Annotated in this window: 23 protein-coding genes; 7 read left to right on the forward strand and 16 right to left on the reverse strand. The window is 52.3% G+C overall.

Annotation, left to right across the window (positions count from 1 at the left end; translation table 11 throughout):
• Window positions 1–10 precede the first annotated feature (10 nt).
• Window positions 11–607 carry a hypothetical protein gene (locus LGT44_RS10525; protein ID WP_145469557.1) on the reverse strand — a complete coding sequence of 199 codons (597 nt, stop codon included), beginning with the start codon at window positions 605–607 and terminating at the stop codon, window positions 11–13.
• Between the two features lie 265 nt (window positions 608–872).
• Between LGT44_RS10525 and LGT44_RS10530 the strand changes: the two genes are divergently transcribed.
• Window positions 873–1,820 carry a hypothetical protein gene (locus LGT44_RS10530; RefSeq protein ID WP_230331651.1) on the forward strand — a complete coding sequence of 316 codons (948 nt, stop codon included), beginning with the start codon at window positions 873–875 and terminating at the stop codon, window positions 1,818–1,820.
• Window positions 1,821–1,888: 68 nt separating this feature from the next.
• On the opposite strand, the gene LGT44_RS10535 is transcribed toward LGT44_RS10530, so the two are convergent.
• Window positions 1,889–2,233: a DUF1820 family protein gene (locus LGT44_RS10535; protein WP_145469559.1), complete on the reverse strand. Its 345-nt coding sequence runs from the start codon at window positions 2,231–2,233 to the stop codon at window positions 1,889–1,891.
• Window positions 2,234–2,414: 181 nt separating this feature from the next.
• On the opposite strand from LGT44_RS10535, the gene miaB reads away from it, so the two are divergent.
• The 5 genes from miaB (at window position 2,415) to lnt (ending at window position 7,848) form a co-directional block, all read left to right on the forward strand.
• Complete coding sequence (gene miaB, locus LGT44_RS10540; protein WP_145469560.1) at window positions 2,415–3,764, forward strand: tRNA (N6-isopentenyl adenosine(37)-C2)-methylthiotransferase MiaB; 1,350 nt, start codon at window positions 2,415–2,417, stop codon at window positions 3,762–3,764.
• 71 nt (window positions 3,765–3,835) lie between these two features.
• The gene (locus tag LGT44_RS10545; protein WP_145469561.1) at window positions 3,836–4,945 is read left to right on the forward strand and encodes a PhoH family protein; all 1,110 of its coding nucleotides are present in this window, start codon (window positions 3,836–3,838) and stop codon (window positions 4,943–4,945) included.
• A complete protein-coding gene (gene ybeY / locus LGT44_RS10550; protein WP_230331650.1) occupies window positions 4,942–5,421 on the forward strand; it encodes an rRNA maturation RNase YbeY in 480 nt (159 codons plus the stop codon). Before LGT44_RS10545 ends, ybeY begins: the two co-directional genes overlap by 4 nt.
• Window positions 5,418–6,260, forward strand: coding sequence for an HlyC/CorC family transporter (locus LGT44_RS10555; protein WP_145469563.1), 843 nt, complete (start codon window positions 5,418–5,420; stop codon window positions 6,258–6,260). The genes ybeY and LGT44_RS10555 overlap by 4 nt, the downstream gene beginning before the upstream one ends.
• Window positions 6,261–6,303: 43 nt before the next feature.
• Window positions 6,304–7,848 carry an apolipoprotein N-acyltransferase gene (lnt, locus tag LGT44_RS10560; RefSeq protein ID WP_230331649.1) on the forward strand — a complete coding sequence of 515 codons (1,545 nt, stop codon included), beginning with the start codon at window positions 6,304–6,306 and terminating at the stop codon, window positions 7,846–7,848.
• Here the strand turns inward: lnt and LGT44_RS10565 are convergent.
• Window positions 7,789–8,592, reverse strand: coding sequence for a FadR/GntR family transcriptional regulator (locus LGT44_RS10565; protein WP_145469565.1), 804 nt, complete (start codon window positions 8,590–8,592; stop codon window positions 7,789–7,791). The two genes, lnt and LGT44_RS10565, sit on opposite strands and share 60 nt — an antisense overlap.
• A 309-nt stretch (window positions 8,593–8,901) precedes the next feature.
• Here LGT44_RS10565 and LGT44_RS10570 point away from each other — a divergent pair, with 309 nt between their 5' ends.
• Window positions 8,902–9,267 carry a DUF6164 family protein gene (locus LGT44_RS10570; protein WP_230331648.1) on the forward strand — a complete coding sequence of 122 codons (366 nt, stop codon included), beginning with the start codon at window positions 8,902–8,904 and terminating at the stop codon, window positions 9,265–9,267.
• A 10-nt stretch (window positions 9,268–9,277) separates the two neighbouring features.
• Here the strand turns inward: LGT44_RS10570 and mutT are convergent, their stop codons facing one another.
• The 13 genes from mutT to murD all read right to left on the reverse strand — a co-directional run bounded on the left by mutT (window position 9,278) and on the right by murD (window position 25,046).
• Window positions 9,278–9,688 carry an 8-oxo-dGTP diphosphatase MutT gene (mutT, locus tag LGT44_RS10575; RefSeq protein WP_230331647.1) on the reverse strand — a complete coding sequence of 137 codons (411 nt, stop codon included), beginning with the start codon at window positions 9,686–9,688 and terminating at the stop codon, window positions 9,278–9,280.
• On the reverse strand, window positions 9,688–10,905 hold the full coding sequence (gene argJ, locus LGT44_RS10580; protein WP_230331646.1) for a bifunctional glutamate N-acetyltransferase/amino-acid acetyltransferase ArgJ: 1,218 nt from the start codon (window positions 10,903–10,905) through the stop codon (window positions 9,688–9,690). The genes mutT and argJ overlap by 1 nt, the downstream gene beginning before the upstream one ends.
• A 27-nt stretch (window positions 10,906–10,932) precedes the next feature.
• Window positions 10,933–13,668: a preprotein translocase subunit SecA gene (gene secA, locus LGT44_RS10585; protein WP_230331645.1), complete on the reverse strand. Its 2,736-nt coding sequence runs from the start codon at window positions 13,666–13,668 to the stop codon at window positions 10,933–10,935.
• Between the two features lie 99 nt (window positions 13,669–13,767).
• The gene (locus tag LGT44_RS10590; protein ID WP_145469570.1) at window positions 13,768–14,694 is read right to left on the reverse strand and encodes a M23 family metallopeptidase; all 927 of its coding nucleotides are present in this window, start codon (window positions 14,692–14,694) and stop codon (window positions 13,768–13,770) included.
• 163 nt (window positions 14,695–14,857) lie between these two features.
• Window positions 14,858–15,766 (reverse strand): UDP-3-O-acyl-N-acetylglucosamine deacetylase, encoded by a 909-nt coding sequence (lpxC, locus tag LGT44_RS10595; protein ID WP_145469571.1) that lies wholly within the window; start codon window positions 15,764–15,766, stop codon window positions 14,858–14,860.
• A gap of 92 nt (window positions 15,767–15,858) precedes the next feature.
• The gene (gene ftsZ / locus LGT44_RS10600; RefSeq protein WP_225692350.1) at window positions 15,859–17,022 is read right to left on the reverse strand and encodes a cell division protein FtsZ; all 1,164 of its coding nucleotides are present in this window, start codon (window positions 17,020–17,022) and stop codon (window positions 15,859–15,861) included.
• A 61-nt stretch (window positions 17,023–17,083) separates the two neighbouring features.
• Entirely contained in the window at window positions 17,084–18,319 is a 1,236-nt protein-coding gene (gene ftsA / locus LGT44_RS10605; protein WP_225692349.1) for a cell division protein FtsA, read from the reverse strand.
• Window positions 18,319–19,077 (reverse strand): cell division protein FtsQ/DivIB, encoded by a 759-nt coding sequence (locus tag LGT44_RS10610; RefSeq protein WP_230331644.1) that lies wholly within the window; start codon window positions 19,075–19,077, stop codon window positions 18,319–18,321. Before LGT44_RS10610 ends, ftsA begins: the two co-directional genes overlap by 1 nt.
• Window positions 19,070–19,996 carry a D-alanine--D-alanine ligase gene (locus LGT44_RS10615; protein WP_230331643.1) on the reverse strand — a complete coding sequence of 309 codons (927 nt, stop codon included), beginning with the start codon at window positions 19,994–19,996 and terminating at the stop codon, window positions 19,070–19,072. The genes LGT44_RS10610 and LGT44_RS10615 overlap by 8 nt, the downstream gene beginning before the upstream one ends.
• Entirely contained in the window at window positions 19,993–21,402 is a 1,410-nt protein-coding gene (murC, locus tag LGT44_RS10620) for a UDP-N-acetylmuramate--L-alanine ligase (RefSeq protein WP_225692348.1), read from the reverse strand. The genes LGT44_RS10615 and murC overlap by 4 nt, the downstream gene beginning before the upstream one ends.
• Before the next feature lie 34 nt (window positions 21,403–21,436).
• Window positions 21,437–22,519, reverse strand: a complete 1,083-nt coding sequence (murG, locus tag LGT44_RS10625; protein WP_230331642.1) for an undecaprenyldiphospho-muramoylpentapeptide beta-N-acetylglucosaminyltransferase — start codon at window positions 22,517–22,519, stop codon at window positions 21,437–21,439.
• Window positions 22,516–23,676 (reverse strand): putative lipid II flippase FtsW, encoded by a 1,161-nt coding sequence (gene ftsW, locus LGT44_RS10630; RefSeq protein ID WP_230331641.1) that lies wholly within the window; start codon window positions 23,674–23,676, stop codon window positions 22,516–22,518. The genes murG and ftsW overlap by 4 nt, the downstream gene beginning before the upstream one ends.
• Window positions 23,673–25,046, reverse strand: coding sequence for a UDP-N-acetylmuramoyl-L-alanine--D-glutamate ligase (gene murD / locus LGT44_RS10635; protein WP_230331640.1), 1,374 nt, complete (start codon window positions 25,044–25,046; stop codon window positions 23,673–23,675). The genes ftsW and murD overlap by 4 nt, the downstream gene beginning before the upstream one ends.
• Window positions 25,047–25,053 lie beyond the last annotated feature (7 nt).

Raw genomic sequence — 25,053 nt, forward strand, 5'->3', positions numbered from 1 at the left:
GAGCCATCAGTTAATGAATGATGGCATCCTCGCCCAGATCGGCCTCCGCAAATGACGCCGGCAACACACACAGACGGTTTACCATCAGCAGGCTGTGATCCGGAATCAGCAGCTGGTCGTTATCCATCAGCGCGTCCAGCAGCACACAGGTCGCATCGATCGAATCCAGTCCGACGATAATCGCCAGGGCAAAACCATATTTGGTATTGAGCGCCACCAGATCACCCACCTCCAGCTCTTCGCGCTCGGTAATAATATCGTCCCCTACCAGTTCGTCAGTCGGCCACGGCGTTTTGAAGCGCGCCAGCGCCACCAGCTGCACAATGCCCTGAATCACACCATCGCTGATATCCACCTCGATGTCGCCCTCCTCTTCTGGCTCCATCAGACGATCAAGCAAACTCATAAATAGATCGGAATCTTCTTCAGACCAGCGAAGGTCGACAGGATGATGGCTGCTGCGGTTGGAACGGAAACTGACTTCGGTGGGAAATTCTGCCGGATCTTCACCGGCGGTACCGGCAGGCATTAACAGGCTTACGGCTTCGAAACCGCTCTGGTCCTGATCACTGATACGCCAAAACAAGGGTTGCATCTCTGCATTCATAGGGATCACTCCGTATTCACCATGATTAAATGGAGCCTGCGTGGCAATGAGTCTGACGAACCTCCCTTATGCTTGGCTATATCCGTTATATAGCAGGGCTGCATGACAGTGACAAGACGCAGCCGCACAATAACGCCGGGCAGTGATGACAAATTCTGTATTTACCCTTTGGCACCGATTGCGCCGTAAACGTTCAGTCAGCGTGAAAAATGGTGTTAACATCAGGGTCTAATAACAAACACTGACAGAACTCCGGGGAATTACCATGCACTCACTCTTTACCCGCACCCTGATCACCGGCTGCGGTTTGTTACTGCTGTCCGGCTGCGCCACGCCAATCGCTAACTTTGATGCCATCAGCCTCGATGCCAAACGTGACGCCGCGATGGCGGACGAATCGGCCTCCCGCACCATCCAGCACGCACAATCCAAAATTGAGCTGGGTAAAAGCGAAAACCTGCGTTTTTACGCCCCACGCCACCTTGAGCTGGCACAGAAACAACTGCTGGAAGCACAGGAAATACTGACCAGCGGCGAGCCCGATGGCGTTGTAAAAACCGTTGCCATGACCTCGCTGAAAACCGTTGAGGCCGGCCTGAATGTAAAAAAAGACATTCTCAAACAGCTGAAGCCAACCCTGGATCACCGTCAGGTGCTGAAAGACATCAAGGCCGATCAGTACTTCCCGGCCGACTATCTGGCCATTGAAGAAGAACTGGTAAAACTGATTGATCTGATGGAAGACCACCAGACCATCAAAGCCGATGCCGGACAGAAACTGCTGTTAGCGGAGATGCACCGCGTTGAGGTTGCCACCATCGAGTACATCCAGCTGCAGCCGGTTAAAGATCACCTCGAACGTATCAAAAACAAAGGTGGCGCTTCTGTTGCCCCGATCAGCTGGGATACCGCGCAGAAATCCCTGCTGCAGGCTCAGGCGCTGATCAGCAAAACACCGCGTGCCAAGGGTGCCATCGCCAAGGCAACCGTAGCTGCCACAAAAGCCGCTCAGCATGCCGAAGTGATCACCAACCTGAGTAACGAAATCCTGGATGCCAGCAAAGATGACGCCGAAGCCATTGCCCTGCGCATGGAGCGCTGGTTGTACCGCATCAGCGTGGCACTCAAACATGAAGACATCCGTCATCAGCCACTGGACGAACAGGCTGGTGAATATGCGGCGTCGATTGAAGCCCTGATGCGTAACCGTTAATCCTGGCCGCTGAGCCACAAAAAAGCCCGGTAATCCGGGCTTTTTTGTGCTCTTTCGCCGCTCAGATTTTACTCGTCTTCGTCACGCGGTGGCAGAAAACGGGTCGGAAAGTGCGAAATATTCGAACCTTCGCCCTTACTGATTTTCGGGCTGCCTTCTTTTTCCACCTCATCAATGCGCACGATGCTGTGCATCGGAATAAAGGTACGCTTTACATCAGCAAAGGTGGCTTTCAGCTTCTCGGCATCCGGATCAACCACCAGAGAAGAACGCTCGCCAAAGAGCAGCTGCTCCACCTCAATAAAACCATGCAGATCGCTCTGATAGATGTAGCGGGCGTATATCTCGACCACATCGCCCTGCTGCTGATACACAATACGGTAAGTCGGTTCCTGCTTGTCTTTACTGCTCATGGTGCCTGCTTGTCGACCTTAAATGCCGGTTAAAGCACCGGACAAAGAAAAAGAGAGCAATTGTAACACGGGCGGGCAAGACAGGATGCAGACAGCCGACGGATACTGGTGACTAACTGAGCAGGGACAGTATAATGTTGCCCCTTTTGTATAAACCGCTGACGAGGCCGGAAACTCCCTCATGACTGACCAGGTGAAAAAGCTGTACATCAAGACCCACGGTTGCCAGATGAATGAGTACGATTCATCACGTATGGCCGACATGCTGGGCGAAAGTCATAAGATGGAGCTGACCGATAACCCGGAAGAAGCGGATGTTATTCTGCTCAATACCTGCTCGATCCGCGAAAAAGCCCAGGAAAAAGTGTTCCATGAACTGGGCCGCTGGAAAGGCCTGAAAACCAAGAATCCGGATCTGAAAATCGGCGTCGGCGGTTGCGTCGCCTCACAGGAAGGCGATGCCATCATCAAGCGCGCTCCGTTTGTGGATATGGTGTTCGGTCCGCAAACCCTGCACCGTCTGCCGGATATGGTGAACAAGGCCAGCAATGCCATTCAGGTGGTGGACGTTACCTTCCCTGAAATCGAAAAATTCGATCATCTGCCGACCCCGAAAGTAGAAGGCTGTTCTGCCTTTGTCTCCATCATGGAAGGCTGTTCCAAATACTGTACTTTCTGTGTCGTGCCTTACACCCGCGGCGAAGAAGTCAGCCGTCCGCTGGCCGATGTACTGAAAGAAGTTCAGGCGCTGGCCGATCAGGGCGTACGTGAAGTTAACCTGCTGGGTCAGAACGTTAACGCCTACCGCGGTGACACCAGCGATGGCGAAGTGGCCGATCTGGCGGAGCTGATTACTCTGGTGGCCGATATCGACGGCATCGACCGTATCCGTTTCACCACCTCGCACCCGCTGGAATTCAGTGACAGCCTGATCAACGTGTACGCCGAAGTGCCGGAACTGGTCAGCCACCTGCATCTGCCGGTACAGAGCGGCTCCAACCGCATTCTGGCGGCAATGAAACGTGGCCATGAAATCGATATGTACATCGATAAAATCGAACGCATCAAAGCACTGCGCCCGGACATTTCGATTTCTTCAGACTTTATCGTCGGCTTCCCGGGTGAAACCGCCGAAGATTTCGAAGACACCATGAACCTGATCAACCGTATCGGCTTCGACACCTCCTTCAGCTTCATTTACAGTGCGCGTCCGGGAACACCGGCCGCCAATCTGGAAGATGACACACCGGAAGAGCTGAAAAAGCAGCGTCTGCAGATTCTGCAGGCCCGCATCGTGCAGCATGCACAGCAGATCAGCCGCCGCATGGTAGGCCGTGAAGAAACCATTCTGGTTACCGGCGTATCACGTAAAGATCCGGGCGAATTACAGGGCCGTACCGAAAACAACCGGGTGGTGAACTTCAAGGCCGACGATCACAGCCTGATCGGCAAATTCGTTAAAGTCAGCATCGAGGATGCGTACCCGAACAGTTTGCGTGGCATCCTGCTTAATCCAGAGTTAGCCTACTAACCTCATTCGTGATTTATGTGGCCAGGCCAGAGCCGGGCCACATAAACAAAAGCCCACAGAGAGAGTTCTCATTGACCCGCAAAGATACTGAGCAACCAGAATCCACCGAGGCCCTTCAGCCTGCCGAGACTGAAAGCGCCAGCCCCAACCGCCACAGCACCAGCTTTGCTCTGGAACCGGATGACGCACAGCGTCTGGCCAATCTGTGCGGCCATTTTGACAGCCATATCGAGCAGATTGCCGACCACTTCGAGCTGGAAATCTATAACCGCGGTAATAAATTCACTATCGAAGGTAAGGTGAAGCTGGCACAGCGTGCCGCCCTGCTGATTCAGCGCCTGTACCGCGAAACCGCCAATGGCACGCCGATCACGCCGGATCTGATCCATCTGTTGTTGCAGGAAGACGGCAGCGAGCAGGCCGCCGGACGTAAAGCCAAATCCGATTACGACAGCCGCACCATTAAAACGCCACAGGCCATCATCAAGCCGCGCGGTCCGCACCAGCTTGACTACCTGCAGCGCGTGCGTGAGTTTGATATCAATTTCGGCGTAGGCCCGGCCGGTACCGGTAAAACCTTCCTCGCCGTTGCCGCCGCCGTCGAAGCACTGCAGCGTGACGAAGTAAAACGTATTCTGCTGGTACGTCCTGCGGTTGAAGCCGGTGAAAAACTGGGCTTCCTGCCCGGCGATCTGGCACAGAAAATCGACCCTTATCTGCGCCCGCTGTACGACGCGCTCTATGAAATGCTGGGTTTTGAACAGGTTGCCCGCCTGCTGGAACGCAATGTGATTGAAATTGCACCGCTGGCCTATATGCGTGGCCGTACCCTCAGCCACTCGTTTGTGATCCTCGACGAATCGCAGAACACCACCAAAGAACAGATGAAGATGTTCCTCACCCGTGTTGGCTTTGGCTCCAAAGCGGTGATCACCGGTGACGTTACTCAGGTCGACCTGCCACGTGGCGTCTACTCCGGCCTGAAACACGGTCTGGAAGTGCTCGATGGCGTTCCCGGTATTGGCATTACCCGCTTTACCAACGCCGACGTGGTTCGCCATCCGCTGGTACAGCGGATCGTTGATGCCTATGACCGCTTCGACGAAAAAGAAAAGCAGGCCGACGAAGAACGTAAGGCCGCCCGTCTGGCTGCACAGCAGAACGACGAGGATGCGGTATGAACCTGTTGCTTGATGTACAGCTTGCCGACGAACTGGAAGGCTATCAGGCCTGGCTGCCCGGCGAAGAACAGCTGCAACGGTGGGCAAGCGCCGCGCTGAGCGGCCGCACCGATTTCGCCGAGCCGGAACTGACGATTCGCCTGGTCGCAGAAGAAGAAAGCCAGGAACTGAACAACGAGTACCGTGGCAAAGACAAACCCACCAATGTGCTGTCTTTCCCTTTTGAAGCGCCACCGCAGGTGCCGATCGAACTGTTGGGCGATCTGATCATCTGCGCTCAGGTGGTACAGCAGGAAAGTGAAGAACAGCGTAAAGCCGCCGAAGCCCACTGGGCCCACATGGTCGTGCATGGCTGCTTGCATTTGCTGGGGTACGACCATATAAAGGACGACGAAGCAGAAGTTATGGAAGACCTGGAACGCCAGATTATGGCCGGACTGGGGTTCCCTGATCCTTATCCAGATGAGGCACCATGAGCGAAGACCGATCGGGCCAGCATCGTAGCTGGCTGGAAAGACTGACTGATTTATTCTCCGACGACCCGCAAAGCCGTCAGGACATCAAGGTTATTGTGCGCGAGGCTGCCGAGCGCAGCATTGTCGATAACGAAACCCTCAATATTCTCGAAGGCGCTCTGCAGGTATCTGAAATGCAGGTGCGGGACATTATGATTCCGCGCTCGCAGATGACTTCCATCAACGTCAACGATTCGCTCAAAGATTATCTGCCGCAGATCATCGAATCTGCGCATTCACGTTTCCCGGTGATGGGTGAAGGCCAGGACGAAGTGCTGGGCATTATGCTGGCCAAAGACCTGCTGCCATTAATCCTTAACGAAAATCGTGAAGAATTCCGCCTGAAAGAGGTGTTACGCCCAACAACCTTCGTTCCGGAAAGCAAACGCCTGAACGTGCTGCTGCGTGAATTCCGTGCAACCCGCAATCATATGGCGATTGTGGTCGATGAATTTGGCGGAGTTGCCGGTCTGGTTACCATCGAAGACGTGCTTGAACAAATTGTCGGTGACATTGAAGACGAACACGACTTCGATGAAGAAGACAGCATGATCAAAGAAGTGGAAGACGGCATCACCATGGTCAAAGCCCTGACCCCGGTGGACGACTTCAATGAACACTTCAGTGCACGTTTTCCGGACGATGAATTCGATACCATTGGCGGCATTGTGGTACATCACTTTGGCCGGGTGCCGGAATGCAATGAAAGCATCCGCATCGAACAATGGCAATTCAAGGTGGTCAACGGTACCAGCCGACAGATCAACCTGCTGGAAGTAACGCCCATCGACGCCGGCTGAGCCGGCGCATTAACCCTCACTCATCTCATAATCAGGTAAAGCTATGGCAGGCTGGGCTGCGCGGGCGTTGTTATTGTTGGCGGGTGCGCTGTTTCCACTCGCCCTGGCTCCCCTTTTCTGGTGGCCGGTTGGCCTGTTAAGTATTGCGGTGTTCGTGCATTTTCTGTTGCAGACGGACAATGCACGTTCTGCCTTTGCCACCGCCTGGTGGTTCAGTCTGGGCAAATTCTCGGTCGGCATTTCCTGGATTTACGTCAGCATGCATGACCATGGCGGAACGCCTGCACTGCTCGCCGTGCTGATGATCGGCCTGTTTGCCGCCTTTCTCGCCACCTTCCCCGGATTCTGGTTTGCCCTGCGCCAGCGCTTTCTCGGCCAGAGTCTGGCCTGGCTGACCATCCCGGTCTTCTGGTTTCTGCACGAATGGTTCCGCAGCTGGTTTATGACCGGTTTCCCATGGCTGTTTGCCGGCGATGCTCACCTCGGCACCTGGCTGTCCGGCTGGGCACCGGTATTCGGCAGCTACGGATTATCTTTTATCTGTGTACTGACCGTGACCGCACTCTACCGTTTCTGGCAGACACATCAGCCGGCTTTCCTGCTGGTGCTGCTGTTGTGGCCTGCCGGCCTGCTGTTACAGCAGCAGGACTGGACCCATAAAACCGGTGAGCTGAAAGTCAGCGCGGTACAGGGCAATATTCCTCAGGATCAGAAATGGCAGCGTGAGTGGATCAGCCCGACCATCAATGCCTATTTCCAGCAGACCAGCGAGCATTGGGACAGTGACCTGATTCTGTGGCCGGAAACCGCCATGACGCTGCTGCTCGATCAGTTTCAGCCCTACCTGGACGATATGGCGATTGAAGCACAGGAAACCGGCACTACAGTGATCACCGGCATTCCCTACCGCTATCCTCGCGGCCACGAACTGGCCGGACAGTTTCATAACAGCGTGATCGCCTTCGGCAACGGCGAAGGCATCTACCACAAGCAGAATCTGGTGCCGTTCGGTGAGTATGTTCCCCTGCAGGCGCTGATTCGCGGACTGATTCCGTTTTTTGATCTGGATATGTCCAGCTTCCTGCACGGGCCGGCGAATCAGCCACTGCTGAAAGTCGGTAAGCATTCAGAAAGCACAGAAGAGCTGTATCTGGTCGCACCTTATATCTGCTACGAAATTGCCTATCCACAGCTGGTCAGCCGTATGGCACAGGATGCCGATTTTCTGATTACGGTCAGCAACGATGCCTGGTTTGGCGATTCTCTGGGGCCGAAACAGCATATGGCGCTGGCGCAGATGCGCGCACTGGAAACCGGACGCTGGCTGCTGCGTTCGACCAATACCGGCATTACCGCTCTGGTGGATAACAAAGGCCGGATGATGTCACGTTTGCCTTATGAACAAAGGGCAACCCTGAGCGGAACTGCAGAAATGCGTCAGGGCAAAACGCCTTATATGATCTGGGAGTTGTGGCCGCTGTATGCCCTGAGCCTGCTGATTATCGGCGCGGCCTGGTGGCTGCGGCGTTCAGGAAGAGCCCGTGAGATGGCGCAGGCTGATAATATTGCGCCCATTGTGGAGCGGTGAACGCAATAAACGCGGCTGCTCCGGAATATTATTCAGATGCTCACGTAACGGTTTAGTCAGAGTATCGATGTACTGCTGGTATTGCTGAATCATCTCGTCCAACCGGTAATCCCCCTGCTGGGTGCGCATCAGCATCTGCACCTGATGATCCAGATGGGCACGTACATCAATCTGTTCGAACAATTTCTGAGTCAGCAAGCTGCGGATGCGGCGGGAGCTAGTCGATGAAGCCTGCAGCACCAGATTGCCGGTCGCGGTCATGATGGTGTCAATCATCTCCACCTCCAGATCAGCCAGATCACTCATCGGCATTCCCTCGTTCAGCCCCTGATACATACGCTGCACCAGCTGCGGAATAACCGCATCTTCCGGGCTCCCTCCGGAGCGCTCACGTTTCTCCAGAGCCAGACGGATAGCCGTCGGAATCGCGCGGTTGAATAATTCCAGTCCGGCCAGCAACAGTTCACCGCCCAGTTCCAGCTCCGGTATGCGGTACAGATTATCAAGGAAATCCAGGCCCATATCACGGCGCACATCACCGACCCGGATACCTGAACCCTGCACACTGCGTACAGCGTTCATACGCCCTAAGGTACGTAGTGCCATGCGTAAGGAAGTACGATCAACGTCAAGGAACTCTGCCAGCTGACGTTCAGGTGGCAACTTCTCACCGGCCCGCAGATCGCCGGTAAAAATAAGGGAAATCAACAGATCAGCAATCTGATCCGGTAGGGTTTTGCTCATTATTATTATACTTATCTATTAGTGAGTCATTCATACGCCAGCTTCAGCTGGATGACCCAGTCTGGCGAAAATCCGGCAACGGTGCAATAGCCTGTATCCCATGTAACTGACCAGATCTTTACTTGCGCATTTGCAGATCCTGAACTAGCATTGGATTATCCAATTTGAGAAGTGCACACTCTCAGAGCTTCAGCCGCCACCCACGGGTCTGGCGGCTTTTTTATGCCCGCCATTCGCGGCCGGATTTAGCCGGAAGTTATGCCATCATTTTGGGTACAATAAGCACAAATTTCTGAACTGAAGATCACTATGGCCAAGCTGCTGTTCCGCCTCAATGGCGTTAATGAAGATGAAGCAGAAGATGTCCGCACCCTGCTGCAGGATGCCGGTATAGAATTTTACGAAACCGACGAAGGCCGCTGGCGTATTTCTGTGGCCGCCATCTGGCTTCGCCACAATAACGACTATGAACAGGCGCGCGGTTTACTTGATCAGTATCAGCAGGAACGTCTGCAGCGTATACGCAGCGAATATGAACAGCAACAACAGAAAGGCAACACCCAGAGCATGCTGCAGCGCTGGCTGGAGCAACCCGCTGAGCTGATCATGACGCTGATTGCGGTACTTCTGGTTCTGGGCCTGACCCTGTGGCCATTTCTGTCACTGGGTCAGTAAGAGGAAAACGTCAGCCCAGACGGGCGCAAACAGCATCGAGAATTGGCTGATTAGCCGCCGGAAAGTCAAACTCTGCCAGGCGGGTGAAAGGCAGCCAGCGAACTTCCTGGCCTTCTGCACCGTGAGCCAGCAAAGCGGAATTCATATCCGCCTCGACCCAGTACACATCCAGCAGCACGCTTTTATCCGGATAATCAAAAGGGATCTGCAGTAAAGGTGACATAGACTGCTCCGTCACACTCAGTGCAACTTCTTCATCCAGCTCACGCACCAGAGCCGCCGTGACACTTTCACCGGCTTCTACTTTTCCGCCGGGAAACTCCCACAACCCGCCCTGATGTTTGTCATCCGGGCGACGGGCAATCAGGATGTCGTGGTCATTAACGACCACGACAGCTACAGCAACATGCACCGTCTTCATCAGGAGCGGTAGTTGGCGTTGATGGTTACGTACTCGTGCGAGAAGTCACAGGTCCACAGCTCTTCGCGGAAGTCTCCGCGCGCAAGCTCAATACGGACACGGAACTCAGTCAGGGCAAAAACAGCAGCGCCGGCTTCTTCGGTATAAGACTCACAGCGGCCACCGTTTTCCACGATCTGCACGTCATCGATAAAGATCTGTACTTTCTCCAGATCAAAATCCTGTACACCGGAACGACCGACCGCAGCCAGAATACGCCCCCAGTTCGCATCGGATGCAAACATCGCGGTTTTAACCAGCGGTGAGTGCGCCACGGTATAAGCCACGTCCAGCGCTTCTTTCTGGCTGACTGCACCACCGACTTCGATGGTCACAAACTTGGTGGCCCCTTCACCGTCACGAACAATCGCCTGAGCCAGAATCTGGAAGGCTTCTTTCAGTTTGGCAAAAACCAGTTGAGCTTCCGGGCTGGCAACATCATTGATCTGCACACCGGAACGGCCGGTGGCCATCAGCATGCAGGAATCGTTGGTTGAGGTATCGCCATCAATGGTCACACGGTTAAACGAGCAATCGGCCAGCTCTTTACACCAGGACTGCAACAGCGCCTGAGAGATACCGGCATCGGTAGCGATATAACCGAGCATAGTCGCCATGTTCGGCATGATCATACCGGCGCCTTTGGACATACCAGTGATGGTGACGGTTTTACCGTTAACCTCAAACTGGGTGCTGTAACCTTTTGGCAGGGTGTCAGTGGTCATGATGCCCTTGGCAGCACGGGCCCAGTTATCGGCACTGAGATTATCCAGTGCTGCCGGGATACCACGTTCAAACGCCGCCATGTTCAGTGGCTCACCAATCACGCCGGTCGAAAACGGCAGAATCTGAGCCGGCTGTACAGCAGTTGCTGCCGCCAGCATTTCGCAACTGCGGACCGCATTAGCATAGCCCTGCGGACCCGTACCGGCGTTGGCATTACCGGTATTGATCAGCAGGTAACGCGGAGCAGTATCTGCCAGATGCACTTTGCTGATCTGCACCGGCGCTGCACAGAATGCGTTGGTGGTAAATACGCCGGCAACGGTTGTTCCCTCGGCCAGCTCAATCACCACCATGTCGTCACGGTTGGCATAGCGCACATGCGCCTGTGCCACACCAAGACGAACGCCATCTACCGCTTTAAAATCTTCAAAAACCGTGAAATTAACTGCCATTTTTTGCTTACGCCTTCCGACTTTTGCTTACGACAAAGTGCCGTGACAATGTTTGTATTTTTTACCTGAACCGCACGGGCATGGCTCGTTGCGGCCGACTTTCTTTTCATCACGCACAAAAGGTTGTGCCTGATCGTCGCCACCATCAACCTCTGGCTGACCACCTGACAGAGACTCAGCAGCTTCATGCTGATACTGCGCACGTTGTGCCTGGGCTTCCACCGCCGCACGGCGCTGTTCTTCCATAGCCCGGACTTCTTCTTCCTGACGCACTTTTACGTGGGACAGAATACGGATGGTTTCGTGCTTGATATTACGCAGCAGTTCCTGGAACAGGCCAAAGGATTCACGCTTATATTCCTGCTTTGGATTTTTCTGGCCGTAGCCACGCAGGTGAATACCTTGACGCAGGTGATCCATGGTCGCCAAGTGCTCTTTCCACAGGTTATCAAGAATCTGCAGCATCACCTGCTTCTCGAACATGCGGATTGGCTCGGCACCTACGGTCGCTTCTTTTTCGTCATAGGCTTTTTGTACTGCTTCCAGAATACGCTCGCGCAGAGTTTCTTCGTACAATTTATCTTCGTTATCCAGCCACTGCTGCACCGGCAGCTCAACATCGAACTCAGCTTTCAGGTGGCTTTCAAGGCCGGCAATATCCCACTGCTCTTCCAGACTTTGTGGTGCGATATAACCATCGATGGCTTCATTAACAACGTCTTTACGGATATTGGTGATGATTTCAGAAATATCTTCCATCGCCATAATATCGTTACGCTGGTTGTAGACCACGCGACGCTGGTCATTAGCCACATCATCGTATTCAAGCAGCTGTTTACGGATATCGAAGTTACGGCCTTCTACTTTGCGCTGAGCTTTCTCAACGGCATTGGTCACCATCTTATGCTCGATGGATTCACCGTCTTTCATACCCAGCGCCTGCATCATGCTGCGCATACGCTCAGACATGAAAATACGCATCAGGTTATCTTCCAGCGACAGGAAGAAACGGGTGGAACCTGCATCCCCCTGACGACCAGCACGACCACGCAGCTGGTTATCAATACGGCGGGATTCATGACGCTCGGTACCGATGATATGCAGGCCACCGGCTTCCAGAACAGCATCGTGGCGCTTCTGCCAGTCGGCTTTAATCGCTGCAATCTGACTGTCGGTCGGATTCTCCAGCGCCGCTGCTTCAGCTTCCCAGTTACCGCCCAGCATAATGTCGGTACCACGACCGGCCATGTTGGTAGCGATCGTCACCGCTCCCGGACTACCGGCTTCAGCAATAATCTGTGCTTCGCGCGCGTTTTCTTTGGCGTTCAGAACATTGTGAGCAACTTTCGCCTGCGTCAGCAGATGAGAAATATATTCTGATGATTCAATAGATGCAGTACCCACCAGAACCGGACGGCCCTGTGCGGTTACTTCACGGATTTCTTCAATAACGGCATCAAATTTTTCTTTCTGAGTGGCGTAAATAACGTCGTTATAGTCGATCCGGCGAACGGCTTTATTGGTTGGAATAACCACCACATCCAGACCGTAAATCTGGTGAAATTCGAAGGCTTCAGTATCTGCAGTACCGGTCATACCAGCCAGTTTTTCGTACAGTCGGAAGTAGTTCTGGAAAGTGGTCGAAGCCAGGGTCTGACTTTCGTTCTGAATATTCACACCTTCTTTCGCTTCAACTGCCTGATGCAGACCTTCACTCCAGCGGCGGCCTGGCATGGTACGGCCGGTGTGCTCATCAACGATGACCACCTGACCGCCCTGTACGATATAGTCGACATTTTTCTGATAAACCGCATGAGCTTTCAGCGCAGAATGCACATGGTGCAGGAGATTGAGATTGCCGGCGGCGTAAAGGCTTTCACCTTCTTTCAGAATGCCTTCGTTGGTTAACAGCTCTTCAACAAACTCATGACCTTCTTCAGTCATCTCAATAGAGCGCTGTTTTTCATCCACGAAGTAATGACCGGAAGCCGCCTCATTGCCTTCATCGGCAGCCTGGCCACGCTCCAGCTTAGGAATCAGCTTATTGATTTTACGGTACAGTTCAGAGCTGTCTTCCGCCGGACCAGAAATGATCAGCGGCGTACGGGCCTCATCGATCAGGATCGAATCCACCTCATCGACAATGGCAAAATACAGTTCACGCTGCGCTTTATCGGCCAGAGAGAAAGCCATGTTATCGCGCAGATAATCGAAGCCAAACTCGTTGTTAGTACCGTAAACGATATCAGCCTTGTACTGTTCGCGTTTTTCCAGCGGATTCTGCCCGGGAACAACAATACCCACACTCATACCCAGAAATTCGTACAGCGGACGCATCCACTCAGCGTCGCGACGGGCCAGATAGTCGTTCACGGTTACAACATGAACGCTTTTGCCGGTCAGGGCATTCAGGTAAGTCGGCAGGGTTGCCACCAGGGTTTTACCTTCACCGGTACGCATCTCAGCAATCCGGCCTTCATGCAGGGTGATACCACCGATCAGCTGAACGTCGAAATGGCGCATTCCCATAACCCGGCTGCCGGCTTCACGACACACGGCAAAAGCTTCGGGTAGCAGGGAATCCAGTGACGCACCATCGCTCAAGCGCTGGCGGAATTCCGCTGTTTTTGCTTTAAGCTGCTCATCAGAGAGGGATTTTACAGATTCTTCAAAGGCATTGATCTGGGATACCAGTTTGCCCATGCGCTTGAGTTCGCGGCTGTTTTTACTGCCAAAGACTTTACGAAAAAGGTTACCAATCATGGAATTATCATTATCCGGGAAACAAAATAAGGCGCTGGGCCAAAGTGCTAAAGGCTACTTATAACCCAGAATGATGACAAGCGTGTTGAAACAGAAAGATTACTGAGGAGTGCGGTGAATGTACGCCGCCGGGTCGACTGTGCGACCGTTTTTATACACTTCGAAGTGAACATGAGGGCCAGTTGAACGTCCGGTACTTCCCATTAATGCAACGACATCACCTTTGCGGACAATATCGCCAAGAGCAACTTTCAGCTCTTTGCAGTGTGCGTAACGGGTTTTATAGCCATTGCCGTGGTTAACTTCGACCAGATTGCCATAGCCGTAACGCGGGCCGGACCAGGTAACAACACCTGAGGCAACGGCAACGATGTCAGCGCCCATTTTTCCGGCAAAATCGACTCCGCCATGCCAGGCAAGACGGCCTGTAAACGGATCCGTACGTTTACCATAACGGGATGACATCCAGCCTTTGGTAATCGGACGCCCGGCTACAAAGGTATCGGCACTGAGCTTGTTGGCCGACATCAGATCATCCAGTACTTCGAGCTGCTGCTCACGGCTGTCGATACGTTCAGCGAGCTCGTTCAGCACTTCATTGATTTCAGGAACCTGATAGGCTTCACCAAGCGTGCCCGGGCCGCCAACGGCCGGTTGCATACTGAAATCAAATTCTTCGGAATTAAGATCGGAAACATCCACAAGACGCTCACCAAGAGCATCCAGACGAAGTAACTTGGCCTGCAGCTCAGCCAGACGCAGAGTCAGCGCTTCCAGCTCCTGATCGGTCTGTTTGCGGATTTGCTGCAGCTCCTGACGCTGCATATTGAGGTCACGCTCCCAGGCTTTGGCAGCGTTAAGATCAAGAATACCTTCATCAGCCAGACGTTCAGCCAGCCAGTAGCCCGCGACTCCCATCGCAAAAGGCAAAGCGAACAGGAACCCAAACATCACTGTGCGTGCAGAAGCACTCAGTGTGTAGGTTCTAGATTCACCATGGCGGCGGCCAACAATAATGATATTCATAGTTAAGCTATTTACTTCCTAATCGGCTGTGCAATCTCTCTGGCACTGACTTCCTGCCTGCCTGACCCGTATAAACGAATCACCAGCCACCCACAAAACAAAGGCCATAAATCAATTATGGCCTTTGTATGAGGATACTCAAACGTATTACTGTTTCAATAAGTTAACCAGCAGCGGCCGGACGCATGTAGGAGATTGGCGAGCTTTCTTCAGCAAATTCGACAAATTCCCAGGCATCTTCCTGCAACAACAGCTCACGCAGCAGCTTATTATTAAGGCCATGACCCGACTTATAGCCGATGAATTCACCAATCAGACTGTGACCGAGCAGGTATAAGTCACCTACCGCATCCAGTATTTTATGTTTCACGAATTCATCATCGTAGCGCAGACCGTCTTCATTCAGCACACGATACTCATCAACCACAATGGCGTTCTTAACGCTGCCACCCAGTGCCAGATTTTTGGAGCGCATGTATTCCAGATCTTTGGTAAAGCCAAAGGTACGGGCACGGCTGACTTCTTTTACATAAGAAGTGGATGAAAAATCCAGGCTTGCCTTCTGTACGCTCTGTTTAAATACCGGATGATCGAAATCGATCTCAAAGCTGACTTTAAAGCCATCGTAGGGAACAAAAGAGGCAACTTTATCGCCTTCACGCACTTCAACACGACGTTTGATACGGATAAAGCGCTTAGCAACATTCTGCTCAGCAATACCTGCGGACTGTACCAGGAACACAAACGGACCAGAACTGCCGTCCATGATCGGCACTTCCTGCGCGCTGAGTTCAACAATCGCATTATCGATACCCAAGCCCGCCATCGCTGACAACAGGTGTTCAACGGTGTCTACGCGTGCATGATCTTTGACCAGCGTTGTGGACAACGTTGTCTCGCCAACATTCAGCGCGTGAGCAGGGATATCCACAACCGGATCAAGATCGATACGTCGGAACACGATACCGGTATCAACAGGTGCCGGTTTCAGCGTGAGATACACCTTCTCACCTGAATGAAGGCCAACCCCAGTCGCCCGGATAGCGTTTTTTAACGTTCGTTGTGGAATCATCTGAACAATCCTGCCATTACTGAGCAAATTTCATACAAAAAGACTAGTCCGGCATTATAGCAATAAATAAAGAATGCGCTAGTGCGCATTCTTTAATCAGCCTGACGGCGCAAAAAGGCCGGAATGTCGAGATAGTCCATATCCGGACGAGCTGCGACATCCAACTGCTTCGCGGCGTTACCTGCCTGACGTTTTACGGTCGGCTGATCCAGCTGGCTGTAATCTGTCGTGCCATCAGCCTTACGTGCATTGACCGTGTTATCGACCACCTTGGTCGGCTTTGGTTCCTCAACCGCGTCGCGGCGTCCCAAACCGGTAGCAACAACAGTTACACGCAGCTCATCCGACAGATCCGGATCAATTACAGTACCAACAACAACGGTCGCATGCTCAGAGGCAAACTCTTCGATCACGCTGCCGACTTCGCTGAACTCACCCAGAGACAGATCAAAACCTGCAGTTACGTTAACCAGAATGCCACGGGCCCCCTGCAGATCAACATCTTCCAGCAGCGGACTGCCAATTGCACGTTCTGCAGCTTCACGGGCACGGTTTTCACCACTGGCAACACCCGTTCCCATCATCGCCTGACCCATTTCGGACATCACTGTACGCACGTCAGCAAAGTCGACGTTGATCATACCCGGGCGGGTAATCAGATCGGCAATCCCCTGAACAGCTCCCTGCAGAACATTGTTTGCTTCTTTAAAAGCATCCAGCAGGGAAGTATTTTTCCCCAAGACAGAGAGCAGCTTCTCATTTGGAATAGTAATCAGGGAGTCGACATGCTCGGCCAGTTGCTTAAGACCCTGGTCAGCAATCAACATCCGTTTTTTACCTTCAAACGGGAACGGCTTGGTAACCACAGCAACAGTAAGAATACCTAATTCTTTCGCCACCTCAGCAACAACCGGAGCACCACCGGTACCTGTACCACCACCCATACCGGCAGTGATAAATACCATATCAGCACCTTTCAGTGCTTCGGCGATACGTTCACGATCTTCCAGAGCAGCCTGACGGCCCACTTCCGGATTCGCGCCTGCACCCAATCCTTTGGTCAGACCGTTACCCAGTTGAATAATGGAGCGGGAACTCACATTACGCAGTGCCTGTGAATCGGTGTTAGCACAAATAAAATCAACACCTTCAATGTTGCCAGCCACCATGTGCTGAACAGCATTGCCACCACCACCACCAACGCCGACGACTTTAATGACCGCCGATTGTTGTAAATCATCTGCCAGTTCGAACATATCCCCTTCTCTTTGCTGAGACATAGCGTTATCTCCTTAGCGCGCTGAATAATATTTAATCTTAAAAGTTGACTTTAATCCAATCTTTTATTTTGGAATAAAAGCCATCCGGACGATCTTCATTGCGGGTATTATTTGTTTTATTCCTGTGCTGTTTTGCCGCATACAACAACAAGCCCACAGACGTCGAATAAATCGGGTTATTAATCACATCGGTCAACCCTGACACACCATATGGTTTTGCCAGCCGAACCGGCATATGGAAAATTTCCTCAGCCAGATCCACTACGCCTTCCATCTTTGCGGTACCACCGGTCAGAACAATGCCTGCAGCAACCATATCTTCAAAACCACTGCGACGAAGTTCTGCCTGAATCAGGGTAAACAATTCGTCATAGCGTGGCTCAACCACTTCTGCCAGTGCCTGACGGGAAAGGTCGCGTGGAGGGCGTTCGCCAACACTAGGAACCTTAATTGTCTCGTCGGCTTTAGCTAACTGAGTTAAAGCACAGGCATATTTAATTTTGATTTTTTCTGCGTGTTGAGTCGGAGTACGCAGCGCCATCGCAATATCATTGGTGACCTGATCACCGGCAATCGGAATCACCGCAGTATGACGGATTGCACCTTCAGTGAAAATTGCGATATCCGTTGTACCGCCACCAATATCCACCAGGCAGACACCCAATTCGCGTTCATCGTCTGTTAATACGGCATAACTGGAAGCCAGCTGCTCAAGAATAATGGCATCGGTCTGCAGACCGCAGCGCTGAACGCAACGCTCTATATTCTGTGCTGCATTAACGGCGCCGGTAACCAAATGCACTTTCGCCTCAAGACGGACACCGGACATTCCCACCGGTTCTTTAATACCTTCCTGATTGTCGACTACATATTCCTGCGGCAAAACATGCAGAATACGCTGATCCTGAGGAATGGCCACCGCCTGAGCCGCGTCAATAACGCGGTCGACATCCATAGGCGTTACTTCACGATCCCGAACAGCAACAATCCCATGAGAGTTCATTGAGTGAATATGACTGCCGGCAATACCGGCATAAACTGAATGGATCGTGCAGCCCGCCATTAATTCGGCTTCTTCCACAGCACGCCGGATGGACTGCACCGTGGATTCAATATTGACCACCACGCCTTTTTTTAGCCCACGACTCGGATGAGAACCCAGACCAACCACCTCGATAGTGCCGTCCGCCCCCAACTCGCCAACAATGGCCACAATTTTAGAGGTGCCAATATCCAGGCCAACCAGCATATTTTTTTGTTGTACCTGACTCATCATCCCATCTCCTGCACTGTGCGCCAGCCAATGGCGGCACCTTTTCCGTAGCGTAAATCAACACTCACAACCGCAGCTTCCGGCAGTTGCGCGATCAATAATTCCAGACGCTGAACGCGTTCTTCAAAATACTGGCGACCAAAACGAACCTGCCAGCCATTACTTAATTCCACATCAACCGCACCGACAGAAGAAACCGTCAACCGGCTGATTCCAACATTCAAATGCCCCAGAGATTGCTGGATACGGCGAAAATGTCGTACTGCCGCTTCAGCGTAATTACGGTCACCATCAATTCGCGCCAGATTCCCGGCGTTCAGGTGTGCCGGAATTTCGCTTAAACGTCCATTTCCGCTCAGCAGCTGATCCCCATTCCAGATTGCCATCGGCACATCTTCATAAAGATTTACCTCTAACGTGTTCGGCCAGCGTTTACGCACAGTCACCTGCATAATTAATGGCAACCCGGTAAGCTGCTGATAAACACGCTGCAGATCCAGCGAGAAAAAACTCTCGTCTTTTACCCAGACAATTTTTCCTGCGATATCCTCTGCATTCCAGACCGACAAACGCCCTTTAACATCAACACTGGTAATAGGCCAGCTGTGATACGCCCAGCGGACTCCAGCTGTCAAAGCAACCACGATTAATGGCAACAACAGCCACTGCCAGGCAATATCCGGCATCGTTATCCGCCACTGTATAGGCTCTTTAACCACCAAAGGGGTTGCGCCGCGTGGAGCTGCTTTTTTAGCCACGAATTCTTTCCCTGGCTTCCGTTAATAAATGCACAACCAGTTCAGAAAAACTCATACCAACCGCAGCCGCTGCCATCGGTACCAGACTGTGATCGGTCATTCCCGGACTGGTATTTGCTTCCAGCAACCAGAACTGTTCGTTCTGATCCTGCATCACATCGATACGCCCCCAACCCTGACCGCCAATAACATCAAACGCTTTCAGAGCCAGTTGCTGTAATTCCTGCTCCTTTTCCGCTGACAGACCGCAAGGCAACAAATACTGAGTGTCATTTGCCTGGTATTTGGCATCGTAATCATAAAAAGCATGACTGGTTTTTAACTGAATAGCCGGCAACGCCTTGCCATCCACAATAGCAACCGTGAACTCTGCGCCTTTCACCCAGGACTCAGCCAAAACCAGTCCATCGTATTCACGGGCAAAGTCAAAGCTGTTTTGCAGTTCTTCTGCAGTGTGAACTTTACGCATACCGATACTGGAACCTTCACGTGCTGGTTTCACAATGGCATCGGCGTTCAGTTCTGCAATCAGCTGACTCCAGTCACTGTTCTCATTCAGCAAAAACGCTTTTGGCGTCGGCAAACCTGCTGCCTGCCAGATGAGTTTGGTACGCCATTTATCCATTGCCAGGGCAGATGCCATTACACCACTGCCGGTATAAGGTTTATTCAGCCACTCCAGCACACCCTGAATAGTACCGTCTTCACCACCACGGCCATGCAGTGCAATAAACGCCACATCAAAATCAACATTGGTTAATTGCTCAATCGCATGCGCCTGAACATCAATAGCAATAACGTCAGCACCACTTTGCTGCAGGGCCGTATAAACAGCCTGGCCACTTTTCAGTGACACCGCACGCTCCGCCGATGTTCCGCCCATTAAAACCGCGATTTTTCCTAATGCGGCAACGTTCATACTTTTACCTCTGCCAACCATACCGGTAATTGCTGGGTTAATGTCACGGCCAGATTGCCGATATCACCGGCTCCCTGAGTCAGTAACAGGTCACCTGGTTTCAATACGCTTTTAAGCGGTGCTTCCAGAGACTCATCACGCTCAATAAAAATAGGATCTACCATGCCACGCTGGCGAATGCTGCCGCACAGCGAACGTCCATCAGCACCGGCAATGGGTTTCTCTCCCGCCGGATATACATCCATTAACAGCAGGACATCGGCACCGGATAGTACCCGGGTAAAGTCTTCATACAGATCGCGGGTCCGGCTGTAACGATGTGGCTGAAATACCATTACCAGCCGGCGTTCAGGAAATCCTTTGCGAATGGCATCAAGCGTAACTTCAAGTTCACGTGGGTGATGACCATAATCATCAACCAGCATCACATCACCATCACCCAATGGAAATTCACCGCAGACTGTAAAGCGACGGCCCACACCGGCAAATTTTTCCAGTGATGTAACAATTGCGTTATCTGCTACACCTTCGTCATCCGCTACCGCAATAGCCGCCATGGCATTCAGCACATTATGTTTACCAGGCATACGCAGACTGATATTCAGCGGCGCACGGCCTGCCGGGCGCTGTACGGTAAAGTGCGTGAACAATCCATCCTGGCGCAATTCGGTGGCACGATAATCAGCATCCTCCGAAAAACCATAAGTGACGGTTTGACGACTGATCCGCGGCAATAATTCACGCACAACATCGTCATCAATACAGACCACCGCCAGCCCATAAAAAGGCAGATTATGCAGAAATTCGATAAAGGTATTTTTCAGCTGTTCAAAGTCACCGCCATAAGTCGCCATATGGTCAGCATCAATATTGGTAACAATAGAAACCATCGGCTGCAGGTGCAGGAAAGAAGCATCGCTCTCATCAGCCTCAGCGACTAAATAACGACTGGCTCCCAAGCGGGCATTAGTACCGGCACTGTTTAATTTGCCACCGATAACAAAGGTCGGGTCCAGACCGGCTTCAGCCAGTACCGATGTCACCATACTGGTGGTTGTGGTTTTACCATGGGTTCCGGCCACCGCAATTCCATGACGAAAGCGCATCAGCTCCGCCAGCATTTCCGCACGACGGACAACAGGAATACGCGCCTCAACCGCGGCACGGATTTCCGGATTTTCATGATCAATCGCTGTCGACACCACCAGTACATCAGCGTGTGTCACATTGCTTTCCTGATGACCAATATAAATAGTGGCCCCCAGAGCCTGCAGCCGCTCAGTAACCGCCGACTGACGTAAATCTGAACCGGAAATCTGATAGCCCTGATTCAGTAATACTTCAGCAATACCACACATACCGGCACCGCCAATACCAACAAAATGCATGCAGCGGATGCGGCGCATTTCCGGTATCAGATGATTCAGCGGTGTATTGGATTTATCTGTCACGGGCAAACCTCTTAATCTGTTCAGCAACCTGTGCGGTTGCATTGGTGATGGCCTGGCTACGCGCCTTCTCAGCCATTTCCAGTAATAATGTTCTGTGCTCAGAAAAGTGCTGCCACTGAGCTGCAAGCCATTCCGCGGTTAATTCATTCTGCTGACAGATCAGACCCGCACCGGCTTTCGTCAGGTACTCTGCGTTTGCAGTCTGATGGTCATCCACCGCAAAAGGGAAAGGTACAAAAATCGCTGCACAGCCTGCGGCTGCAACTTCAGATACAGTCAGTGCACCGGCACGGCAAATCAGTAAATCGGCATTACCATAAGCGGCCGCCATATCATCAATAAAAGCAATAACCTCAGCCTGCACTCCGGCTTGCTCATAAGCAGACTGCATTTCTGCCAGATTACTTTTACCCACCTGATGACGTAACTGCGGGCGCTGATTTTCAGACAGCAATTGCATCGCCGCAAGCACCGTACGATTCAACGCAGCAGCACCAAGACTGCCACCAACGACCAGCACTTTAAGAGGCTCATCGGCTTTCATCCGCTGCGATGGCGCGGGCAGATTCAGAACACTTTCACGCACCGGATTTCCGGTAACCTGCGCACCTTCCAGAGCTCCCGGAAATGCCTGCATTACATGCTGACTGATGCGGCTTAATAAACGATTGGTCATACCAGCAAAAGCATTCTGCTCATGAATCAGCAGAGGCACAGCACTCAGGCGGGCAGCCACACCGCCCGGGCCTGTGGCATAACCACCAAAGCCTAAAGCCGCGACAGGTTTTATCTGTTTAATAATTTTCCGCGCCTGAAGAATTGCCTTAGCAATACGCAGCGGCGCAGTTAACAAACCCAGTTTTCCCTTACCACGCAGGCCACTGATATTAATGCAATGCAGCGGATAACCGTTGGCAGGCACCAGGTCTTTTTCAATACCGGATGCTGTGCCCAGCCAGTGAATGGTAAAACCTTCCTGTTTAAGTTGTTCAGCAACGGCCAGTGCCGGGAAAACATGCCCGCCAGTACCGCCTGCCATTAATAAAACATTACGCGAAGATGCCTGACTCATGCAGCACCTCCCGCAGCAGCGTTTTCACTCTGATTAACCTGATCATTTTCATGAGCAATACGCATCACAATACCAACCATAACGCAGCACACCAGCAAGCTGCTGCCACCATAACTGAAGAAAGGCAATGTCAGTCCTTTCGTTGGTAAAAGGCCAATATTCACACCCAGATTAATCACCACCTGCAGCCCTAACAACGAAGCAATACCAATGGCAACATAAGCACCATATAACTGCCCCTGCAGCTGGGCTTTCCATGACACCCGCCAGATCTGGGCAATAACAACAGCCAATAATGTCAAAGCAGCTACACCACCAATCAGACCGGTTTCTTCCGCCCAGATGGCAAAAACAAAGTCCGTATGAGCTTCCGGCAGATAAAATAATTTCTGCACACTTTCACCCAGACCTACGCCAAACCAGTCTCCACGGCCAAAAGCAATCAGCGATTGGGTCAGTTGATAACCGGTGCCGTACACATGCTCTGGCGCCCAGGGGTCGAGATAAGCCATCAAACGTTCAACGCGGTAACTTTCGGAGGTCAGCACCACGACACTGATAATTAAGGTGGCGATTAACAGCAGGAAAAACTGCCCGGCTTTTACACCACCTAAAAATAACTGAATCAGCACGGCCCCCATCAACACAACAACGGCGCCAAAATCCGGCTCCAGCAACAACAGGAAAACCATTCCGGCCAGAATACCCAGCGGTTTGAGGAAGCCAGACCACTGCTGCTGAACTTCATCCTGACGGCGAACCAGATAACCAGACACATAAAAAACCGCCGCTAATTTCGCCAGTTCTGATGCCTGAATTTTAATAATCCCCAGGTTCAGCCAGCGCTGACTGCCGTTAACCTCGTGGCCGATTCCGGGCACAAACACCAGAATCAGACCCGCTACCGCCAACAGCAGAAAAATCACATCAACCTTGCTCCACCAGCTCAGTGGAATCTGGCTGATGGTATAAACCACGGCAACGCCTAACAGCAGGTAAACAGCATGACGCACAGCAAAATACGCAGCATTACCGGTATAAAACTCTGCGATTCCGGTTGAAGCCGATGCCACCATCAGCCAACCCAGGCACATCAGCGCCAGCCAGGGATAAAACATGCTCTGCCGGCTCTGCCAGAGGAAGCGTTCAGCATTCATGACGCGACCTCAGTGCTGATTTCCGTTTTTACCAGCTGCGCAAAATATTCTCCGCGGGCAACATAGTTTTTAAACTGATCAAAACTGGCGCAAGCCGGAGACAACAAAATGACATCACCTGCAGCTGCTACAGAACAGGCACGGGTAAAAGCTTCGGCTAAAGTCACCTGCTGTGATACCGGACAAACGTTAGCAACAGCAGCCGCAATGGTTTCCGCATCAGCACCAAAAGTAAGAACTTCCGCGGCGTATTGCTCACAGGCAGAAGCCAGTGGGCTGAAATCCTGGCCTTTACCCTCACCACCGGCCAGCAGCCAGATTTTTCCGTCAATTTCCGGCCCCAGACCATAAAGCGCTGCCAGAGTAGAACCGACGTTGGTTCCTTTGGAATCGTTGTAAAAATCAACACCGGCCTTATTACCCAGCCACTGACAACGATGATCCAGACCGGCAAATTCACGCAGCGCCGGTAATACGGCAGTAATATCTACCGACAGCAGTTTGATCAGTGCCAGCGCCGCCATTACGTTTGCCAGATTATGCTGACCTTTAATTTTCAGCTCGCTGGCAGCGATAATTTTTTCAGTACCGAACATGATCCAGCTTTCGCCGTCGATTCGCTCAAGGCCAAACTGACCGATGTCCGCTTTATTTACACCAAAACTCAGACGCGGCATTTTATCGGAAACCAGCGGCTGACTGAGCGTATCGTCACGATTCACCACAACGCCACGACACTGCTGATAAATACGGTGCTTGGCCCGATGATAATCAGCCATGCCCTGATAACGGTCCATATGGTCTTCGCTCATATTGAGCACCACCGCAGCCGAGGCGGCCAGGTTTTCGGTGGTTTCCAGCTGAAAGCTCGACAGCTCCAAGACATAGATATCGGTTTCAGCATCGTTACGCAGCAGATCCAGCGCAGGAATACCAATATTACCGCCAACCGCAACACGCTTGCCGGCCGCTGCCAGTAATTCTCCCACCAGAGTAGTGACCGTGCTTTTACCATTGGAGCCGGTAATGGCAATTAATGGCTTGCTGCAGACATCGGCAAATAACTGAATATCACCGGCAATCCGTGCACCGGCCTGACGGGCTGCAGCAATGGCCGGATGAGAAACCGCAATGCCGGGGCTGACGATTAATTCGTCGTACTGACTGAGAATATCGCCCTGCAATTCACCGCTATAAATAGCCGACTGTGGAAACTCGCTGCGTACCGCATCAAGTCCCGGTGGCACATCGCGGCTGTCGCACAAATCAAACGCCCAACCGCGGCTCTGGCAATAACGGGCAGCAGAGAGCCCGGTCATGCCAAGACCGACGATCAGTCGTTTGTAATCTGTGGAAATCAACTGCGACATAAATTCA

Origin of the sequence: Thalassolituus alkanivorans, assembly GCF_020447205.1 — a bacterium.
In the GTDB taxonomy this organism is placed as follows: domain Bacteria; phylum Pseudomonadota; class Gammaproteobacteria; order Pseudomonadales; family Oceanobacteraceae; genus Venatoribacter; species Venatoribacter alkanivorans.

Bases quoted from the DNA above. Each gene is read 5' to 3' on its own strand.
- LGT44_RS10570 (WP_230331648.1), top strand. From the start codon at position 8,902: ATGGCCAAGCTGCTGTTCCGCCTCAATGGCGTTAATGAAGATGAAGCA.
- ftsA (WP_225692349.1), bottom strand. From the start codon at position 18,319: ATGAGTCAGGTACAACAAAAAAATATGCTGGTTGGCCTGGATATTGGC.
- lnt (WP_230331649.1), top strand. From the start codon at position 6,304: ATGGCAGGCTGGGCTGCGCGGGCGTTGTTATTGTTGGCGGGTGCGCTG.
- ftsZ (WP_225692350.1), bottom strand. From the start codon at position 17,022: ATGTTCGAACTGGCAGATGATTTACAACAATCGGCGGTCATTAAAGTC.
- murD (WP_230331640.1), bottom strand. From the start codon at position 25,046: ATGTCGCAGTTGATTTCCACAGATTACAAACGACTGATCGTCGGTCTT.
- ftsW (WP_230331641.1), bottom strand. From the start codon at position 23,676: ATGAATGCTGAACGCTTCCTCTGGCAGAGCCGGCAGAGCATGTTTTAT.
- miaB (WP_145469560.1), top strand. From the start codon at position 2,415: ATGACTGACCAGGTGAAAAAGCTGTACATCAAGACCCACGGTTGCCAG.
- murG (WP_230331642.1), bottom strand. From the start codon at position 22,519: ATGAGTCAGGCATCTTCGCGTAATGTTTTATTAATGGCAGGCGGTACT.
- ybeY (WP_230331650.1), top strand. From the start codon at position 4,942: ATGAACCTGTTGCTTGATGTACAGCTTGCCGACGAACTGGAAGGCTAT.
- lpxC (WP_145469571.1), bottom strand. From the start codon at position 15,766: ATGATTCCACAACGAACGTTAAAAAACGCTATCCGGGCGACTGGGGTT.
- LGT44_RS10555 (WP_145469563.1), top strand. From the start codon at position 5,418: ATGAGCGAAGACCGATCGGGCCAGCATCGTAGCTGGCTGGAAAGACTG.
- LGT44_RS10530 (WP_230331651.1), top strand. From the start codon at position 873: ATGCACTCACTCTTTACCCGCACCCTGATCACCGGCTGCGGTTTGTTA.
- LGT44_RS10590 (WP_145469570.1), bottom strand. From the start codon at position 14,694: ATGAATATCATTATTGTTGGCCGCCGCCATGGTGAATCTAGAACCTAC.
- murC (WP_225692348.1), bottom strand. From the start codon at position 21,402: ATGCGCCGCATCCGCTGCATGCATTTTGTTGGTATTGGCGGTGCCGGT.
- LGT44_RS10565 (WP_145469565.1), bottom strand. From the start codon at position 8,592: ATGAGCAAAACCCTACCGGATCAGATTGCTGATCTGTTGATTTCCCTT.
- argJ (WP_230331646.1), bottom strand. From the start codon at position 10,905: ATGGCAGTTAATTTCACGGTTTTTGAAGATTTTAAAGCGGTAGATGGC.
- LGT44_RS10525 (WP_145469557.1), bottom strand. From the start codon at position 607: ATGAATGCAGAGATGCAACCCTTGTTTTGGCGTATCAGTGATCAGGAC.
- mutT (WP_230331647.1), bottom strand. From the start codon at position 9,688: ATGAAGACGGTGCATGTTGCTGTAGCTGTCGTGGTCGTTAATGACCAC.
- secA (WP_230331645.1), bottom strand. From the start codon at position 13,668: ATGATTGGTAACCTTTTTCGTAAAGTCTTTGGCAGTAAAAACAGCCGC.
- LGT44_RS10615 (WP_230331643.1), bottom strand. From the start codon at position 19,996: ATGAACGTTGCCGCATTAGGAAAAATCGCGGTTTTAATGGGCGGAACA.
- LGT44_RS10535 (WP_145469559.1), bottom strand. From the start codon at position 2,233: ATGAGCAGTAAAGACAAGCAGGAACCGACTTACCGTATTGTGTATCAG.